Source organism: Streptomyces sp. CNH189 (genome assembly GCF_000527195.1).
In genome coordinates this window covers 498,988-517,669 of sequence record NZ_AZUS01000001.1, presented here as the reverse complement: position 1 = coordinate 517,669, position 18,682 = coordinate 498,988, and the positions used below count along the sequence as shown (strand labels likewise).

17 protein-coding genes are annotated in these 18,682 nt (G+C 72.7%); 14 read left to right on the top strand and 3 right to left on the bottom strand.

The window, feature by feature from the left end:
• Positions 1 to 38 precede the first annotated feature (38 nt).
• Positions 39 to 1,565 (bottom strand): DUF6801 domain-containing protein, encoded by a 1,527-nt coding sequence (locus tag B100_RS0102325; protein WP_486585578.1) that lies wholly within the window; start codon positions 1,563 to 1,565, stop codon positions 39 to 41.
• Positions 1,566 to 1,728: 163 nt separating this feature from the next.
• Positions 1,729 to 2,361, bottom strand: a complete 633-nt coding sequence (locus B100_RS0102320) for a hypothetical protein (RefSeq protein WP_024882865.1) — start codon at positions 2,359 to 2,361, stop codon at positions 1,729 to 1,731.
• A gap of 672 nt (positions 2,362 to 3,033) precedes the next feature.
• On the opposite strand from B100_RS0102320, the gene B100_RS0102315 reads away from it, so the two are divergent.
• The 14 genes from B100_RS0102315 (at position 3,034) to B100_RS0102250 (ending at position 16,729) form a co-directional block, all read left to right on the top strand.
• A complete protein-coding gene (locus B100_RS0102315; protein ID WP_024882864.1) occupies positions 3,034 to 4,038 on the top strand; it encodes an ATP-binding cassette domain-containing protein in 1,005 nt (334 codons plus the stop codon).
• Positions 4,035 to 4,799 (top strand): MlaE family ABC transporter permease, encoded by a 765-nt coding sequence (locus B100_RS0102310; protein WP_024882863.1) that lies wholly within the window; start codon positions 4,035 to 4,037, stop codon positions 4,797 to 4,799. Before B100_RS0102315 ends, B100_RS0102310 begins: the two co-directional genes overlap by 4 nt.
• Before the next feature lie 7 nt (positions 4,800 to 4,806).
• The gene (locus B100_RS0102305) at positions 4,807 to 5,613 is read left to right on the top strand and encodes an MlaE family ABC transporter permease (protein WP_024882862.1); all 807 of its coding nucleotides are present in this window, start codon (positions 4,807 to 4,809) and stop codon (positions 5,611 to 5,613) included.
• Between the two features lies 1 nt (position 5,614).
• Complete coding sequence (locus tag B100_RS0102300) at positions 5,615 to 6,880, top strand: MCE family protein (protein ID WP_024882861.1); 1,266 nt, start codon at positions 5,615 to 5,617, stop codon at positions 6,878 to 6,880.
• Positions 6,877 to 7,935, top strand: a complete 1,059-nt coding sequence (locus B100_RS0102295; protein ID WP_024882860.1) for an MlaD family protein — start codon at positions 6,877 to 6,879, stop codon at positions 7,933 to 7,935. The genes B100_RS0102300 and B100_RS0102295 overlap by 4 nt, the downstream gene beginning before the upstream one ends.
• Positions 7,932 to 8,975, top strand: coding sequence for an MCE family protein (locus B100_RS0102290; protein ID WP_024882859.1), 1,044 nt, complete (start codon positions 7,932 to 7,934; stop codon positions 8,973 to 8,975). The genes B100_RS0102295 and B100_RS0102290 overlap by 4 nt, the downstream gene beginning before the upstream one ends.
• Entirely contained in the window at positions 8,972 to 10,012 is a 1,041-nt protein-coding gene (locus tag B100_RS0102285; RefSeq protein ID WP_024882858.1) for an MCE family protein, read from the top strand. The genes B100_RS0102290 and B100_RS0102285 overlap by 4 nt, the downstream gene beginning before the upstream one ends.
• Positions 10,009 to 11,268 carry an MCE family protein gene (locus tag B100_RS0102280; protein ID WP_024882857.1) on the top strand — a complete coding sequence of 420 codons (1,260 nt, stop codon included), beginning with the start codon at positions 10,009 to 10,011 and terminating at the stop codon, positions 11,266 to 11,268. Before B100_RS0102285 ends, B100_RS0102280 begins: the two co-directional genes overlap by 4 nt.
• Positions 11,265 to 12,557 carry an MCE family protein gene (locus B100_RS0102275; RefSeq protein ID WP_024882856.1) on the top strand — a complete coding sequence of 431 codons (1,293 nt, stop codon included), beginning with the start codon at positions 11,265 to 11,267 and terminating at the stop codon, positions 12,555 to 12,557. Before B100_RS0102280 ends, B100_RS0102275 begins: the two co-directional genes overlap by 4 nt.
• Entirely contained in the window at positions 12,554 to 13,069 is a 516-nt protein-coding gene (locus B100_RS0102270; RefSeq protein WP_024882855.1) for a hypothetical protein, read from the top strand. The genes B100_RS0102275 and B100_RS0102270 overlap by 4 nt, the downstream gene beginning before the upstream one ends.
• Positions 13,066 to 13,779, top strand: a complete 714-nt coding sequence (locus B100_RS0102265; protein ID WP_024882854.1) for a nuclear transport factor 2 family protein — start codon at positions 13,066 to 13,068, stop codon at positions 13,777 to 13,779. The genes B100_RS0102270 and B100_RS0102265 overlap by 4 nt, the downstream gene beginning before the upstream one ends.
• 26 nt (positions 13,780 to 13,805) lie before the next feature.
• Positions 13,806 to 14,354 (top strand): nuclear transport factor 2 family protein, encoded by a 549-nt coding sequence (locus B100_RS0102260; RefSeq protein WP_024882853.1) that lies wholly within the window; start codon positions 13,806 to 13,808, stop codon positions 14,352 to 14,354.
• A gap of 46 nt (positions 14,355 to 14,400) precedes the next feature.
• Entirely contained in the window at positions 14,401 to 15,165 is a 765-nt protein-coding gene (locus B100_RS0102255; protein ID WP_024882852.1) for a hypothetical protein, read from the top strand.
• A gap of 316 nt (positions 15,166 to 15,481) precedes the next feature.
• The gene (locus B100_RS0102250; protein ID WP_024882851.1) at positions 15,482 to 16,729 is read left to right on the top strand and encodes a lytic murein transglycosylase; all 1,248 of its coding nucleotides are present in this window, start codon (positions 15,482 to 15,484) and stop codon (positions 16,727 to 16,729) included.
• A gap of 33 nt (positions 16,730 to 16,762) precedes the next feature.
• Here B100_RS0102250 and B100_RS0102245 read toward each other — a convergent pair whose 3' ends face one another.
• Positions 16,763 to 18,502 carry a pyridoxal phosphate-dependent aminotransferase gene (locus B100_RS0102245; protein WP_024882850.1) on the bottom strand — a complete coding sequence of 580 codons (1,740 nt, stop codon included), beginning with the start codon at positions 18,500 to 18,502 and terminating at the stop codon, positions 16,763 to 16,765.
• Positions 18,503 to 18,682: the final 180 nt, after the last annotated feature.

The following is an 18,682-nucleotide window of genomic DNA, read 5'->3' as shown; positions in this document are numbered from 1 at the left end:
GGTGGCCTTTCTCGCGGGGAGGGGGCGGGCCGGGCGGCTCAGCGCTCGGCGACCGGGATCTGGTAGGGCTGGAGGTCCTCCGTGCACTGGCCCCGGGTTTCGGGGGTTTCGAACACAGGGACGAGGGGGGTGCACGTCTGGCCCTGGACCTGCTTGATGTAGTTGCCGGGGCCGGAGACGGAGGCGGTGAGCAGGCGGTCGAGGTCCTCGCCGTCGGTGCCGCAGCCGGTGAAGGCCGGGATGGTCACCTCGCCGGACAGCGGGCCGCCGGTGAGGACCGTGTAGCCGGTGACGTCCTCGCCGATGACCTGTTCGGCCTTGCCGTACAGCACCACGTGGTCGCCGGGATGCTTCGCGGGGTCCGGGTCGACGGAGGTGAGGGACGTCTCGGTCCGGCAGGCGGGACCGACGTCCAGCGGGGTGCCGTTGACCTCGAGGGCGGTGACGTGGGCGACCAGGGGGGCCCGTACGTAGGTCTCCGTGGTGATGAACGAGTCGGAGAAGCGCATCTTCATGCGCGCGTCGATCGTCATGGGGCCCGTCTGCTTCAGCACCATGGTGGTCTTCACCGGGGTGAAGTCGAAGGAGAGGAAGGTGCTGTCGTAGGGCGGCGTCTCCTTGCGCCCCTGGTAACTGAACTCGCCGGTCGTCTCCAGGGTCATGACCAGGTACTCCGGGTCGAAGGGTTCGTCGACCGGAATCTGGAACTCTCCGCCGTCGATCAGTACGCAGGACGGCGGGAGGTACGAAGCGGCCTTCTGCTTCTTCACGTTGGCGTAGCCGGTGACGTAGGCGCTGAGCGACAGAGGCGTGGGCGGATTCTGCTCGTCGTAGCGGCACGGCGGCACGTCGTCACGGTCGACGGCGGTGCCCGGTGCGTTCTCCGGCACCGTGGAGGACCGCTCGCCCTGCCGGTCCCGCGGTCCGCCTCCCGGTGCCGGGGACGTCCCGCCGGGTGCCGGTGCGGACGGCGAAGCGCTCGCCCCCGGCGCGTCCGGTCCAGCCGGCACGGTGGCCAGCAGCCCCATGTCCGGCGCGTCCTCGGCGAGCGCGCAGTCGACGGTCAGCGGGCCGGTCCCCGTGCCGCCGCCGTCGTCCCCCGGACCGGGCGTCAGGTCGATCGCCATGCCGCCCGCGGTGAAGGTCAGGTCGTCGTCGCTCCGGCCCGTCACCGTGGGGACGTCGCCCCGCGTGGTCAGCGTCAGCGGCCCGGACTCCGGCAGGGCGACGGGGTCGGAGCTGCCCCGCCACGTCGCCGTGGCCGTGGCCGAGCCCTGGGCGACGTCCACCGCGAGCGCGGTACCGGCGCGTACCTCGGACGCGTCGCGCGCGGCGAGGTCCGCCACCACTTCCGCCGGGAGCTCCACAGCGGTGGTGACGCCGGTGGGGGAGAACGCCTCGCCCGCCCGGGTCCGCTGCGGGAACTCCGCCGAGATCCGCACCGTCACGGGCGCCGTCCCCGAGGGGAAGGCGCAGACGTAGGGGAGTTCGGCGTCGACCTCCTGGGTGTCCGCGGCCGACGCCGTGGTCGGGATCAGGGCGGCGAGCACGACGAACGCGGCCATCGACGTGAGCTTGGCGCGGGCTCGGCGTGGCCGCGCGGTGGCGGCTCGTTGGACTCTCATACAACTCCGCTCGGCGGGAGGGACGGTGTCGGTGGGATCCGGGACGCAGCCCGCGAACGCCCGGCCGGAGGTGCCGGCCGGGCGAGGGCGAGCGGGTGGCGGCTTACGGGTTGGAACCGACGATGGTCGGGATGGTGGTGGTACCGGCCACCTTGACGGCGTAGTTGCCCTTGAAGGTGGGCTTGGTGGTGGGCGTGACGATCGCCCCGCAGTTGACGGGGTTGCTGACCGTCAGTTCACCGGCGACGCTGTTGACCGCCAGGACGCCGGTGCTGTTGGTGTAGGTGGCCGAGGCCTTGCCCGACACCGTGAACTTGCAGACGCCGGCGCTCACGTTGGCCTTGACGTTGCCGATGTAGCCCGTGGTGACGCCGGTCGCGGAGTTGTAGTCCGTCGCGACGACGTTCCACGGGGTGACGGCGACGGTGGTGACGTTGCCCAGGACGCTGGTGCAGGGAGCGCCGGAGCTTCCGAAGTTCATGGTGTTGATGGCGGCGACGGTCGCCGGGTTGCCGGTGGTGCTCGCCATCGTCCCGCTCGCGTTCGAGGCCGTGCAGGTCATCGGGATGGTGGCGGTCAGCACGATGTTGCCGACGTTCACGGCGGTGAAGGCGGCGGGCGACGGGCTGACGGTCCACACCGTGGAGGGCGCCGCGGAGGCGGTACCGGCGGTGAGGGTCAGCGCGGCCGCGGCCGCACACGCCGCGACGGCTGATCTCTTCAGGTAATTCTTCATGGTCCGGGAATCTCCTTGAGGGTCGACCGGCTGAGACGGGCCGTGTCCGTATGCGCCCGGAAAAGCGGACGTACGCACCGCGGCTGGACGCTGTTGCCTGTCCATGAACACGACGTTACTGGCGGTAAACTTAGCCGAACAATGCGGCGTCCCATGATTCTTTCGGAAAAGGGAACAAGCTGTTCCCTGGGTGAGGAATCCCTGGGTCGCGTTCATCACGTGCTGTCAAGGAATGGGTGTGCGGCCGGTTCCGGGGTCGCGCTGCCCAGCGGGTGCGGGCGGCGGATCGTGTTGCTCACCGGCGGACAAGTTCTCGGGGGTTTCTTGTTCTCCCGCTGACAGGTTCCGTGGGGGGTGGGCCGGTATCCCGGAAAACTCGTAATGCGGTGTTGCCCGCTGAGGTTACTCGGCCGTAACGTGCCGGTGCGGTGCTCGGCTCCGGGTCGCGGACCCCTGGCGGACGGAGTCCCGACGGACGTTCCACCGGCCCACCCTCCCGCCGGCCGGTGCGTTCGTCGGCGGGGACTCGCGTCGCTCCGCCCCCCGGCGGCGCGAGACCCCGCCCCTGATCCTCGGCTCGGGTGCCGGGCCGATGTGTTGTCTGCGTGGTGACAAGTCGTGGAGGGCGACGTGCGCCCGCCCTGTGTGTCACGGACGTCCGCTGGAGGTGATATGGGAATCGAAGTAGTGGTCGAAGGGCTGACCAAGTCCTTCGGTAAGCAGAACATCTGGCGGGACGTGTCACTCACTCTCCCGGCCGGAGAAGTCAGTGTGATGCTGGGTCCGTCCGGCACCGGGAAGACCGTTTTCCTGAAGTCGCTCATCGGGTTGCTCAAACCCGAGAAGGGCCGTGTCCTCATCGACGGGGTGGACATGGTGAACAGCCCCGAGAGGGATATTTACGAGACCCGGAAATTGTTCGGTCTCATGTTCCAGGACGGAGCCCTTTTCGGGTCCCTGTCCCTTTTCGACAACATCGCCTTCCCGCTGCGTGAGCACACCCGCAAGAAGGAGTCCGAGATCCGCCGCATCGTCATGGAGCGGATCGAGGTCGTCGGACTGCTGGGCGCGGAGGGCAAGCTTCCAGGCGAGATCAGCGGAGGCATGCGCAAGCGGGCCGGCCTGGCCCGCGCGCTCGTGCTCGACCCGCAGATCATCCTGTGCGACGAACCGGACTCCGGGCTGGACCCGGTCCGCACCGCCTACCTCTCGCAGCTGCTGATCGACCTGAACGCGCAGATCGACGCGACCATGCTGATCGTCACGCACAACCTCGACATCGCCGCCACCGTGCCCGACAACATGGGCATGCTCTTCCGGCGCGAGCTCGTCACTTTCGGCCCGCGCGAGGTGCTGCTCACCAGCGACGAGCCGGTCGTCTCCCAGTTCCTCGGCGGCCGGCGTGAGGGTCCCATCGGGATGTCCGAGGAGAAGGACGCGGCCACCCTCGCCGCCGAGGCGAACTCCGCGACGCCCGCCGCGCCCCGGCTGATCGTGCCGCAGCTGGAGCCGTCCCCCGGTCTTCCGCCGCGCCGCGCCGTCGCACGACGGCGTGAGCGCGTCATGGGCATGATCGACACCTTGCCGCCGGCCGCGCGCTCCGCCATCCGGGAGACCTACGCGCGGGACGCGGCGGCGGCCACCGTCACGGCGCCCGTCGCCGGGAGCGGCGCATGATCACCGGCGCGCTGCGCGAGACCGGCCGGCTCTTCGCGCTCGCCGCCGAGGTCAGCCGCGCCGTCTTCCGAAGACCCTTCCAGTTCCGCGAGTTCACCGAACAGTTCTGGTTCGTCGCGAGCGTGACGATCCTGCCCGCCGCCCTCGTCTCGATCCCCTTCGGCGCCGTCATCGCCCTCCAGGTCGGCTCCCTCACCCAGCAGCTGGGCGCCCAGTCCTTCACCGGAGGCGCCAGCGTCCTCGCCGTCGTCCAGCAGGCGAGCCCCCTCATCGTCGCCCTCCTCATCGCCGGCGCCGGCGGCTCGGCCATCTGCGCCGACCTCGGCTCCCGCACCATCCGCGAGGAACTCGACGCGATGGAGGTCATGGGCGTCTCCCCGGTGCAGCGGCTGGTCGTGCCCCGGGTCCTGGCCGCCATGGGCGTCGCCGTCCTGCTCAACGGTCTGGTCTCCGTCGTCGGCATCCTCGGCGGCTACTTCTTCAACGTCGTCATGCAGGGCGGCACCCCCGGCGCCTACCTGTCCAGCTTCTCCGCCCTCGCCCAGCTGCCCGACCTGTACGTCAGCGAACTCAAGGCGCTGATCTTCGGGTTCATCGCCGGCATCGTCGCCGCCTACCGGGGCCTCAACCCGCGCGGCGGGCCCAAGGGCGTCGGCGACGCCGTCAACCAGTCCGTCGTCATCACGTTCCTCCTGCTCTTCTTCGTCAACATGGTGATGACGGCCGTCTACCTCCAGATCGTCCCGCCGAAGGGAGGCTGAGGTCCCGATGGCCTCCCCGCTCGCCCTGCTCGACCGCTCGGGCGACCACCTGCTGTTCTACGTGCGGGCCCTGCTGTGGATCCCGCGGACGCTGCGCCGCTACCTCAAGGAGGTGCAGCGCCTGCTGGCCGAGGTGGCCTTCGGCTCAGGCGGCCTCGGCGTCATCGGCGGCACCATCGGCGTGATGATCGCGATGACGCTCTTCACCGGGACCGTCGTCGGACTCCAGGGCTACGCGGCCCTCGACCAGATCGGCACGGCCGCGTTCACCGGATTCGTCTCCGCCTACTTCAACACCCGCGAGATCGCCCCCCTGGTCGCCGGCCTCGCCCTCTCCGCGACCGTCGGCGCGGGCTTCACCGCCCAGCTCGGCGCCATGCGCATCAACGAGGAGGTCGACGCCCTGGAGGGCATGGGCATCCGCTCCGTGCCGTACCTGGTCACCACCCGCATCATCGCCGGCGTCGTCGCCATCGTCCCGCTCTACGCGATCGGGCTGCTCTCCTCCTTCCTCGCCTCCCGCTACGTGACCGTCCTGTTCAACGGACAGTCCCGGGGGACCTACGACCACTACTTCAACCTCTTCCTCTCCCCGACGGACGTGCTGCTCTCCGTACTGAAGGTGCTGATCTTCAGCGTGATGGTGATCCTCGCCCACTGCTACTACGGATTCCGCGCCTCGGGCGGCCCCGCCGGTGTCGGCGTCGCCGTCGGACGGTCCGTGCGCAACGCCATCGTCCTGATCAGCGTCACCGACTTCTTCCTGTCGCTCGCCCTGTGGGGCGCGACCACGACCGTGAAGGTGGCGGGGTGACATGAACGGACCCCGGGGATCCCGAGGACAGACCCTGCGCCACCGGCTCGCCGGAGTGGTGTTCGTGCTGGTGCCGGCCCTGCTGATCTGGCTGGCCGTCGCCGTCTACGACAAGAAGTTCACCGCGTCCGACCCGGTGGTGGTCGAGACCGGCAGTGTCGGCAACCAGATGCACCCCGGCGCCGAGGTGAAGCTGCGCGGCGTCGTCGTCGGCGAGGTCCGCGCCATCGACGCGACCGGCGACGGCGCCCGCCTCACCCTCGCCATGAAGCCCGGCACGCTGGACTCCGTCCCTGCCGACGTCCGCGCCCAGATGCTGCCCACCACCCTGTTCGGCGAACGGTTCGTGGCCCTCGTACCGCCCGAGAACCCGTCGGCCGAACCGTTGGCCGCCGGCGCCGTCATCCCCCAGGACCGCTCCGCGAACGCCGTCGAACTCCAGCAGGTGCTCGACAACGTCCTGCCCATGCTCACCGCCGTCCAGCCGCAGAAGCTCTCCGCGACCCTGTCGGCCGTCTCGCAGGCCCTGGAAGGCCGCGGGGGCCGGCTCGGCGAGACGCTGAGCCTGCTGGACGAGCACCTGGCCGAGTTCAACCCGCACCTGCCCGCCCTCAACCGCGACCTCAGGGAACTCGTGAAGGTCAGCCACATCTACGCGGACGCCGCACCCGACATCGTCACGGCGCTCACCGACTTCACCACCACCAGCGGCACCCTCGCCGAGCAGGAGGCCCAACTCGCCTCCACCCTCGGCACCACGACCCGGACGGCCGAGGACATGACCGCCTTCCTGCGGAAGAACCGGGGCAACCTCATCCGCCTCACCGCCGCCGGCCGGCCGACCCTGGAACTGCTCGCCGAGTACTCCTCCTCCTTCCCGTGCACCCTGCGCACCCTCGCCGAGTTCGTCCCGGACATGGACCGGGCACTCGGCAAGGGCACCGACCGGCCCGGCATCCACGTCGACGTCACCTCCGTCGCCGCGCGCGGCGCCTACCGCCCCGGCCGCGACACCCCGGTGTACGACTCCGCCGGCGGGCCGCGCTGCCCCTCCGTGCCCTACGTCGGCCCGCTGCCCCGGCCCACCGCGCGGTCCGCCTCCGCCGCGGCCGACGAGGACCTCGGACCCGCCAACTCCCCGGCGGAGAACGACCTCGTCAACGAACTGCTCGCCCCCGCCACCGGCGCGGCCCCCGGCGACCTTCCCGACTGGAGCAGCCTCCTCGTCGGTCCCGTCTACCGCGGTACGGAGGTGACCCTCGGATGACCAGGGACGACACCGCGCACACCCGGCGCCGGCCGCTGACCGGACCGCTGCTCAAGTCCCTCGCCTTCGTGGTGGTCACCGCCCTCGCCACCACCCTGCTCGGCCTCGGCGTCGCCGGCTCCGGGACGGGCGGCGGCGGCCGTACCTACAAGGCCCTCTTCACCGACGTCACCGGCCTGCGGGACGGGGACAGCGTGCGCGTCTCGGGCGTGACGGTCGGCGAGGTGACCGACGTACGCGTCGTGCGACAGCGCCTCGCCCAGGTCACGTTCACCGTCCGCGAGGACCGCCGGCTGCCGCGCTCCACCACCGCCGCGGTGAAGTACCTCAACATGGTGGGCCAGCGCTACGTGTCCCTCGGACGTGGCAGCGGCGACCTCGGCGGCACCCTGGAGGAGGGCGCCACCGTGCCGCTGGACCGCACGACGCCGGCACTCGACCTGACTCTCCTCTTCAACGGCTTCAAGCCGCTGTTCGAAGGGCTCTCGCCGAAAGACGTCAACGAGCTCGCCGGATCGATCGTGCAGGTCCTCCAGGGCGAGGGCGCCACCGTCGACAGCCTGATCCGCCGCATCGGCTCGCTCAGCACCACCGTCGCCGCCAAGGACAAGGTGATCGGCGCGGTCGTGGAGAACCTCACCACCGTGCTGGACACCCTCAACGACCGCGAGGACAGCTTCGACGACCTCGTCGTCACCCTGCGGGACCTCGTCTCCGGCTTCGACGAGGACCGCGAGCCCCTCGGCCGGGCCGTCGTGGCCATGGGCGACCTGACCACCGTGACCGCCGACCTCCTCGACGACGGACGCGCCCCCCTAAAGCGGGACATCCGCGAACTGGGCCGCCTCTCGGGCAACCTCGGCGAACACACCCCGCAGATCGAGGAGTTCCTCGACCGGACCCCCGCCAAGATGACCGCCCTGGCCCGACTGTCCTCCTACGGATCGTGGTTCAACCTCTACCTCTGCGAGGCACGCGTGAGCGGAGTGACCACCTCGGACGGCTCCGAACCGCCGACCGGCATCGCGATCACCGAATCGAGGTGCCGCGGATGAGGCGCCCGCGTCTGAAGCCGGTCAAGGACCGCAACCCCGTCGCCGTCGGCATCGCCGGCCTGCTCGCCCTCACCCTGCTCGGCGGCCTCGCCTACGGCGCGGACCGGCTCCCGTTCACCGGCGGCACCGGCTACAGCGCCGACTTCACCGAGGCGGCGGGCCTCGACGAGGGCGACGAGGTGCGCATCGCCGGCGTCAAGGTCGGCAAGGTCACCGGCGTCGCGCTGGACGGCGCCAAGGTGAAGGTCTCCTTCACGGTCGAAGACGCCTGGATCGGCGACCGCACCACCGCCGCCATCGCCGTCAAGACCGTCCTCGGTGACAAGTACCTGGCGGTCGACCCGCTCGGATCCCGGCCGCAGGACCCCGGCAGCCGCATCCCGTCGACCCGCACGACCTCCCCCTACGACGTCACCCAGGCCTTCCAGGACCTCAGCGGCACCGTCGACGCCATCGACACCCGCCGGCTCGCGGAGAGCTTCGAGACCATCTCCGACACCTTCAAGGACTCACCGCCCCACGTGAGCAAGGCCGCCACCGGCCTGTCCGACCTGTCCCGCTCCGTCTCCAAGCGCGACGCGGAACTCTCCCGCCTCCTCAAGGGCAGTGCCCGCTTCAGCAAGACGCTGGAGAACAAGAAGTCCAGCTTCGAGACCCTCATCGAGGACGGCGGCTCCCTGCTCGGCGAACTCAGGAAGCGGCGGACCGCGATCAGCGCCCTGCTCAAGGGCAGCCGCGACCTCGGCACCGAACTCGGCGGCCTGGTGGAGGACAACGAGAAACAGCTCGGCCCCACCCTCAAGGCCCTCGGCCGGGTGACCGGCGTCCTGGAGAAGAACAACGACCAGCTCGGCAAGACGCTCGCCCTGGTCGGCCCGTACTACCGCATGGTCGGCAACACCCTGGGCAACGGCCGCTGGTTCGACAGCTACCTGTGCGGCGTCGTGCCCCGCGACTACCTGCCGGAGACGTCCCAGCCCGAGAGCGGATGCCTGCCTCCCAAGCAGCAGGCGGCGGCCGCGGGGAGCGGTGAGCGATGACCCGACGCAGAAAGATCCTCGGCGGACTGCTCGCCCTGGTGGTGCTGGCCGCCGGCGGACTGACCGCCGCCTCGGCCCTCGCCCCCGACGGCGTCCGCGTCACCGCCTACTTCGACCGCGTCATCGGCGTCTACGCCGGATCCGACCTGCGCATCCTCGGGGTGCGGGTCGGTGAGGTGGAGTCGGTGCGGCCGCAGGGCACCACCGTCCGCGTGGACCTGCGCCTCGACGAAGGGGTCAAGGTCCCCGAGAACGCGCGGGCCGTCGTCGTCGCCCCCAGCGTCGTCGCCGACCGCTACGTGCAGCTCACCCCCGCCCACACGGGCGGCCCCGTCCTCGCCGACGGAGCGGTCCTGCCCGCCTCGCGCAACCGGATCCCCGTCGAGATCGACCAGATCTACGACTCGATCACCGAACTCGCCGACGCGCTCGGCCCGGACGGCGCCAACGCCGAGGGCGCCCTGTCCGGGCTGCTGCGGACCGGCGCCGCCAACCTGGACGGCAACGGCGAGGCCATCGGTGACGGCGTCGAGGAGTTCGGCAAGGCGGCCAAGACCCTGGACGGCAGCAGCGGCGACCTGTTCTCGACGCTCCGCAGCCTCCAGACGTTCACCACCATGCTGAAGGACAAGGACACCGACGTGCGCACCGCGCAGGAACGCCTCGACGTGGTCGTCGGCTTCTTCGCCGACAACAAGGACGACCTCACCGGCGCCCTCGAGGAACTCGGCAAGGCCCTCGGCCAGGTGAAGACCTTCATCGAGGACCACCGGGGCGAGCTGAAGGAGAACGTCGACCGGCTCGTCCCCATCACCCGCACCCTCGTCGAGCAACGGGCCTCGCTGGCCGAGGCGCTGGACGTGGCGCCGCTGGCCGCCGGCAACGTCGTGAACGCCTACAACCCCGACACCCGCACCCTCGACGGCCGCGCGAACCTCAACGAGATCAGCATGGGAGGCCCCCTGCTCCCACTGCCCGTCACCGGCGCCTCCGCCACGAGCGGCGGGCCCGCGGCCCAGGGGGAGGGGCAGAGATGAGGCGCGGCACACGGACCGGCGAACGGGCCGCCTCGGCCCTCGGACGCGGTGTCTTCACCACCGGCCGGGCGGCCGGCCTCACCGTGGGCGGGCTGATCGCCCTCGGCCTCGGTTTCACCCTCGCCGTCGGCGGGGTCGCCGCCCTGCCCCGCGGCGGCTTCGGTGGCATCGAGGACCTGCCGCTGCCCGGCGGCGCCGACCTCGGTGACCGGCCCTACACCGTCACCGCGGAACTCGGTGACGTCCTCAGTCTCGTTCCGCACTCCGCGGTGCGGGTCAACGACGTCGCGGTCGGCCGGGTCACCGGCATCGAACTCGGTGACGACTGGTCGGCCCGCGTCACCATGGAGATCAACGGCGACGTCACGCTGCCCGCCGACGCGACCGCGCGTCTCCAGCAGTCCAGCCTGCTGGGCGAGAAGTACATCCAGCTCGTCGCCCCCCGCGGGCGGAGCGCGGGCGGCCGGCTCTCCGACGGCAGCGTCATCCCGCTGGCCCGCACCAGCCGCAACACCGAGGTGGAGGAGGTGTTCGGCGCGCTGTCCCTGCTGCTCAACGGCGGTGGCGTCAACCAGCTGAAGACCATCACCCGGGAACTCAACGCGGCGCTCGGCGGCCGGGAACCCGAGGTCCGCTCGATGCTCCGGCGGGTGAACACCCTGGTGACCGACCTCGACGACCACCGCGAGGACATCACCGACGCCCTCGACGCCGTCAACCGGCTCTCCTCGACCCTCGCCCACCGCAAGGACGACGTCGGGACGGTCCTCACCGACCTCTCGCCGGGACTCAAGACGCTGGAGAGGCAGCGCGGCTCCCTGCTGACCATGCTGCGCTCCCTCGACACGCTCTCCGGCGTCGCCGTGTCCACCATCGACGCGAGCAAGGACGACATGATCGCCGACCTCAAGGCCATCGCGCCGACGCTGAAGGAGCTCGCCGACGCCGGCGCGGACCTGCCCGACTCCCTCCAGGTGCTGGTGACCTACCCCTTCACCGACGAGGTGCTGAACGGGGTGAAGGGCGACTACCTCAACGCGTACCTGAGCATGGTCGCCGTGCCCGGGACCCAGGTGATCCCGCCGATCGACGACCCACGGCCCTCCCCGACGCCCTCCGCTCCCCCCGAGGCCTCCGCCCCCTCCTCGTCGACGCGGTCGCGGGGCGCCTCCTCGCTGCCCCTGCCCTCCGTGTCCCCGCCCACGGCCGGCGCGGGCAGCGCACCGTCGAGCCCGGAGGCGGGTGACAGCAGGTGATCACCCTCGCCGTACGGCTGAAGAACCTCGCCTTCCTCCTCGTCGCGGTCCTCGCCCTCTCCTACCTCGGCATCCGCTACGCCGACCTCGGCCGGCACGTCGGCGTCGCCGACCACTACACGGTCGACGTACGACTGCCCCGCACCGGCGGCCTGTTCACCCACGCGGACGTCACCTACCGAGGCGTCTCGGTGGGCCGTGTCGGCCCGATCGGGCTGACCGACGACGGCGTCGTCGCCGAGCTGCGGATCAAGAAGTCCGCCCCCCGCATCCCCGCCGACACCAAGGCCGTGGTCGCCGGGCTCTCCGCCGTCGGCGAGCAGTACGTCGACCTGCGGCCGGAGAGCGACGGCTCCCCCTACCTCACGGACGGCACCCGCATCGAGCAGGCCGACACCCACGTGCCCGCCCCCGTCACCGACGTCCTCGCCAGTGTGGACGACCTGGTGCGGTCGGTCCCGCAGGACGATCTGCGCACGGTCGTCGACGAGTTCGGCAAGGCCTTCGAGGGGCACGGCGACGACCTTCAGGTGCTGCTCGACAGCGGCAGCGACTTCGTCCGGGCCGCCGACCGGGCCCTGCCGTCGACCACCCTGCTCATCCACGACGGCGAGACCGTCCTGCGCACCCAGGCCCAGGAGGGCGAGGCGATCCGCGGCTTCGCCACCGGGGCGGAGGAACTGGCGCGGGCCCTCAAGGGGTCCGACGCCGACCTGCGCCGCCTCCTCGCGGTCACCCCCGAGGCCGCCACCCAGGTCAGCGGCGTGCTGCGGGACCTCGACCCGAGCCTCGGCGTCGTGCTCGCCAACCTCCTCACCACCGCCGAGGTCGCCGTCACCCGGCAGCGGGGCATCGAGGAACTGCTCGTGACGTACCCGGCGGTCGTCTCCGCCGGCTCCACCGCCGTCGACGGAGGGAAGCTGAACCTCGGCATGGCCGTCACCTTCTTCGACCCCCTGCCCTGCACGGCCGGATACGGCGCCACGCGCTACCGCAACGGCCTCGACCTCGGCACCGCCCCGCCCCTGAACACCGGCGCGGCCTGCACCTCACCACCGTCGACGGGCAAGAACGTGCGCGGCGCGGCCAACGCCCCGAAGGGCGGCGCGGTGCCCGCACCGGCCCGCCCCGGCTCCCTGCCCTCCGGCAGCGGCGCGGCCCGCAGCGACGACGCCGCCCGCGGCGGCAACGCGGCGCCTCCCGGCGCGCTCGCCCTGCCCGGACAGAGCGGCGAGGCACCGCGCGACCTGACGGGCGTCCTCCTTCCGGCCACCGGAGGGACCCGATGAGGCGCGCCCGGATCCTCGCCGCAGTGGCACTCGCACTGGCGGCCGGCTTCTGCGGCACCGGCGCGTGGACGTACGCCCAGGCACGCACCGACGACGGTCTCGCGTACGGCAGGGAACGGGACGAGGCGCTCGCCGACGGGCGCCGGGCCCTCGCCGTGCTCACCACGATCGACGCCTCCACACGGCAGCGTGCGCAGCGGAGCGTCCGGGACTGGCGTGAGGTGTCCACCGGCCCGCTGCGCGAGGAACTCGGCGGCACCGGGGTCCGCGCGGGGGCGTCGGCGCGCGGCACGGTCACCGAGGCCGCCGTCACCGCGCTCGACACCCGTTCCGGCACGGCCAAGCTCATCGCCACCGTCCGCGTCGAGACCACGCCGGCCGGGACGAAGAAGCCGGCCGTCGACCGCAAGCGCCTGGAGGCCGTTCTGGCCCGCACGGGCGAGGACGTGTGGAAGGTGAAGGCGCTGAGCGCCGTCCCGGTCGAAGGTGAGAGGGAGGGAAGCGACCGATGACACGGACGTGGCTGCCCCGCGGGGCCGGCGCGCGTGAGCCCGGCACGGGACAGGACCCCGCCGGCGAGGGACTCACGGCCGACGACGATGTGCCGGGGGACGCCTCCGCCGAGGGCGAGCCCGGTGACGGCCGCGACGACCGCCCGGAGAACTCCGCCGCCCGCGACGACCGCCCGGAGAACTCCGCCGCCCGCGACGGCCGTTCGCGGGGCACGCGGCTGCGGCGGGCCGTCGCGGCGGGGGCCGCGGCGACCCTGCTCCTCGGCGGCTGCAGCTTTTTCTACGCGGCCCACCAGTTGCGGTCGGCCGAGTCCGCCCGCAACCGGGCGCTCACCGACACCGAGGCCACCACCCGGGTCGCCGGGGACGTCGGCAACGCCCTCGCCCGGGTCTTCTCCTACACGCCCGACGGGACCGCCGCCGCCGAGCGTTCCGCGCGCACCGCCCTCGACGGGCGGGCCGCCCGCCAGTACGCGACCCTCTTCGACCGCGTCCGCGAGGACCTCACCGCGCAACGCGTCACCCTGAGCACCCGCGCCGTCCGCACCGGCGTGGTGGAACTCGACGGCGACCGGGCCCGCCTGCTGGTCTTCCTCGACCAGGCCTCGCGCCGGGGCGGGGACGCGGCCACCACCGCGGCGGCCCAGCTCACGGTCACGGCACGGCTCGAGGACGACCGGTGGCGGATCGTCGACATCAAGGCCCGCTGACCATGCGCGGGAGACTGGAGCACCCCATGGAACGACCGGTCCGCCGCTTCGCCGCGAGCCGCTTCCGGACGCTGCACGCCGCCGCGCTCGCTCTCGCCCTCGCCGCCGGCGGTTTCGCCGCGTGGGCGGGCCAGGACTGGTACCGGGCGGCCCACGACGACCGGGCCGCCTACGCCGTGCAGCGGGACGCGGCGCTCGCCGCGGGGGAGCAGGCCGTGCAGAACCTCAACACGCTCGACCACCGTGACGTGAACCAGGGACTCGACCTCTGGGAGGCGTCGACGACCGGGGAACTGCACGAGCAACTCAGCTCCGGCCGGACGGACTTCGCCGACCAGGTGAAGGAGGCCAGGACGGTCAGCACCGCCCGGGTGCTGTCCGGCGCCGTCACCGAACTCGACGACCGCGCCGGCCGTGCCCGGGTGCTGGTCGCCCTGCGCGTCACCGTCGAGGCGTCCGACGGGACCCGGACCGACAAGGACAGCCGCATGCTCGGCGAACTCACCCGCACCGATGGCCGGTGGAAGCTGAGCGCCCTCGGCCAGGCACCCGTGGGCGGCACACCGGCCGGCTGACCGGTTACGTACCGCACCAGCCGGCCGCAGCGAGGAGGACACCACCATGTCGACGACCCGTCACCACATCAACCGCCAGCGGCGCCGTCAGGCCCGCGTCGCCGGCCCCGCCGCGACCGCGACGGCCGCCCCTCGCCCCGAGGCCGCGGAGGACCGCACCGGCAAGCGCGGCGGGGCCGTCCGCACCGCCGTGAAGGCGCCGCCCTCCCCGCGCGGGCCCGAACCGGCCGCGGACGGGGGGAGCGCGACCGCCCGGTCCCGGCCGCGCCGCCCCTTCGGTCTGGTGGCGCTCTGCGCGCTCACGCTGCTCCTCGGCGCCTTCGCGGGCTGGGCCCACGCCGAGGCGGAGTCGCTGCGCGCCGAGCCCGCGCGGAGCAACACCGCACTGACCGACCTCGCCCGCACCAGCGAGATCAAGGGGCAGGTGGCCGAGGCCGTCGACCTGCTGTTCTCCTACGACCACGCCGACCCCGGCGCGTTCGACAAGGCCGCGAAGGACCTCCTGACCGGGAAGGCCGTCACCCAGCACCGGGCCCTGCTCGCCGACGTCCGCAAGCGGGCCGACGCGCAGAAGGCCGTGATCACCACGACGGTCACCGAGACCGCGGTCGAGCGGATCGACGGCGACCGGGCCCGGGTCCTCGTCTACGCCGACCAGAGCAGCGTCGCCACCGCCGGCGCCAAGGCGGGCGAGGGGCAGGACGCGGCGCGGGACGAGGGCGTGTACGCGGCGGCCATGCTCGCCGTGGACGTCGTGCATCGCGACGGACGCTGGCTCGTCACCGCCCTCGACACCTTCGGCCGCGGCTAGGGCCGCCACCGGAGGCACCCTCCGGTCCTCACCGTGCCCCGTCCCGGCCCACGCCCCGCACCGAACGCCCTCGTAGCACCGGAGCCACCCGCACCCGTCAGACACCCCGCGCCACCGGAACCACCCGCCGCCACGGGGACCCCGGGCCACCGGAACGGTCCGCACCCACCGGGACCCCGCACCCGCCGGGACCCCGCACCCGCCGGGGATCCCGCACCCGCCGGGGACCCCGATCCCGCCGGGACCCCGTCCCCACCGGGACCCCCACGCCCGCGGCCAGCACGCACCTCGGACGGATCCGACAGGAGTGACACCCATGTCCGTACGCCGATCCCGACGCCGGTACTCCGGCCGGGTGCGCAGGGGACTGCGCACGACCGTGCTCGCCGTCGCCGCCATGACGGCCCTGACCGCCTCCCAGGCGCCCGGTCTCGTCCGGGACGCCGAGAAGGCCCGGGCCGAACCGGCGGGCGACGGCGCGGAGCCGCCGACCGTGGGCGACCCCTACGCCGCACTCGCTCCCCCGGGTGACGGTTCGTACCACACCGAACTGCCGCCGCTGCGCACCGCGAAGGCCACCACCTCCGCCTCGCCCGTGCTCGGGCGGGAGGTCCGCGCGCAGTCGGGCATCCCGGCCACCGTGCTGCGCGCCTACCGCGCCGCCGAGACCTCGGTCGCCAGGACGGACCCCGGCTGCCGGCTGCCGTGGGAACTGCTGGCCGCCATCGGCAAGGTCGAGTCCGGCCAGGCGCGCGGCGGCGCGGTCGACAGGAACGGCACGACCCTCGGCCGGATCACCGGGCCGCCCCTCGACGGACGCGGCTTCGCGCTGATCCGGGACACGGACGGGGGCGCCCACGACGGCGACACGGTATACGACCGGGCCGTGGGCCCGATGCAGTTCCTGCCCTCCACCTGGGCCCGCTGGGGCACGGACGGCAACGGCGACGGCCGCGCCGACCCGAACAACATCTTCGACGCGGCGCTGGCGGCCGGCCACTACCTGTGCGCCGGCGACCGGAACCTGGGCCGTCCCGCGGACCTGGACCGGGCGGTCCTGAGCTACAACCACTCCCGTTCCTACCTGCGCCTGGTCAGGTACTGGCTGGCGTTCTACAGCCACGGGGTCCACGCCGTGCCCGACGGCAAGGGCGTCGTCCCCCGCAGTCCCGGCGCGGGCGGCGACACCCCGGCGACGAAGCCGGTCGACGGCGGAAACGGCGGCGGAGGCGTCGTCATCGGGCCGCAGCCCAGCCCTCCGGGCGGTACGGGACCGTCCCCGCGCCCGTCCCCGTCCTCTCCCGGCTCTCCGGACCCCTCGGCGCCCACATCACCGTCACCGGGGCCCAGCACCTCCCCGACGGACACTCCGACGGAGCCCCCGACGAGCCAGGAGCCCACGGAGCCGCCCGGCGAGTCCCCCACCGGGACTCCCGAACCGTCGCCGGACCCGACCACCCCGGACCCCTGTTCCCCGGAGTCGGCCACACCCGACCCCAGCCCCACCCCGCAGGACCCCGACGCGCCCTGCCCGACCCCGACGGCGACCTCGTCCGAGCAGTGACGAACCGGGGACGGAGACAGGCGGGCCGGTGACTCAGCCCGTCTGCCCCATGCCCGCGGCCTCCGGCCAGCTCTGGGCCCCCGGCCAGCCCGTGGCCGGGGCCATGGACAGCCCGTCGGTCCCGCGGACCTGTGCGGCCGTCAGACCGCCACGGGCGGGCACCCCGGGCGGCGTGGGCCCGGTGGGCGGCGGCGGCGCCTGCATCGGAGCCGGCGCCTGCATCGGGGCGGGCGCGGGCATCGGGGCGGGCATGGGCGCGGGCGCGGGGAAGGCGGCCGCGGCGGGCGCCAGTGGAGGGGCGGCGGGCGCGGGCTGCCCGGCCGGCTCCGGGAAAGGCACCAGCGGCGGAAGCTGCTGCGCCACGGGCTGCGGCACGGGCTGCGGCGCCGGTTGCGGTACGGGCTGCGGCCGGGGCGCCTCCCGCACGACCGGCCGGGCCTCCGGCTGGGGCAGCCCGGCCGCGGCCGGCACCGGCATCCCGCCGCCCGCGCCCACCGCCGGGGCGGACGCGGCGGCGGGGAGCGGCATGCCGGCACCGGCGGCCTGGGCGAGGCCGTGCGTCCCGGCCCCGTTGGTCTCGCTCACCAGGCGGTCCACCGCCGCCGTGCCCGAGCTGTAGCCGGTCCCTGTGGCCTGCTCGGGCACGGCGGCTCCCCTCCTGGACGTCCCGTAGAGCACCTGTTCCAGGCCGGACACCAGGCGACGCACGTCCACCTGGGGGCGCACCACGAGACGCAGGAAGCGGCTGGACGAGCCGATCTTGTTGCCGCACTCGCGCACCAGGATCCGGTGCTCGGTGAGCAGCCGGTCGCGGACCACGGTGCCCTCGGCACCGACGGGCAGGCGCACGAAGAGGAAGTTGCCCTGCGAGGGGTAGACCGTGAGGCCGGGCAGCGAGGAGAGCTGGCCGGACATGTCCATCCGGTCGCGGCGGACCTGGTGCAGGCTCTGCGCGTACTCGGCGCCGTGCTCCTTCAGCATGAACACCACGTACTCGGCGAAGGAGTTGAGGTTCCACTTGGGCAGCATGGAACGAATCCGCCCGGCCAGCGCGGGGTTGGCCACCAGGTAGCCGAAGCGGATGCCGTGCAGGCCGAAGTTCTTGCCGAGGCTGCGCAGCACGATGACGTTGGGGCGGAGCATCGCCTCCTGCACGACGCTCGGCTCGTTCTCCGCGTCCGCGAACTCCAGGAACGACTCGTCGATCACCACCAGGTCCAGGTCGGCCATGGCGTCCATGAACTGCACGACCGCGTGCTTGTGCAGGAAGCCGCCGTCGGGGTTGTTCGGGTTGCAGACGACGGCGACCCGGGTGCCGCGGGCGCGGATGAACTCGGCGTACTGCGCGAGGTCCAGGGCGAAACCGCTGGACTCCTGGAGCGGGAACATGTCGACCCGCTTGCCGGTCTCCATGGGCTGGTCGGTCCAGCGGCCGAAGGTCGGCACCGGCACCGCGAGCGACTCGCGCACCAGCAGGTGGTCGATCCAGGTGATGAGTTCCGTCGAGCCGTTGCCCATCGCCACGCACTGCGGGGGGAGTCGAAGCAGGCTGCACAGCTCGGCGGTGATGGTGTCGGCGCTGCTCGGGTAGTACGTGATGATGTCGCGCAGCCGGGCCGCCAGCTCCTCGAACATGGCGGGGGTCGGGAAGTACGGGTTGCAGGGAATGCAGAAGTCCACCGGGCCGGCCCCGTCGCTCTCCCTCGTCAGCGCCGCCATCGACGGGCTGTGCGCCGCGGTGCTGCGGAACAACGAGGTGACGTTGTCGGCCAAGGGAACCTCCGTGTGCGGCGGGCCCACCGGGGACGTGACGGGCCCGTCATGCCTGGGTGGCCCGCGCGGGGGAGCACGGGCCACCCAGACATACGGAACGGACCGAGGGGCCGTTCAGCACGTGTGAGGAAAATGTGAGGACGCCCTGTGAACGCGCTCACACCTCCCGGAGGTGGGTCA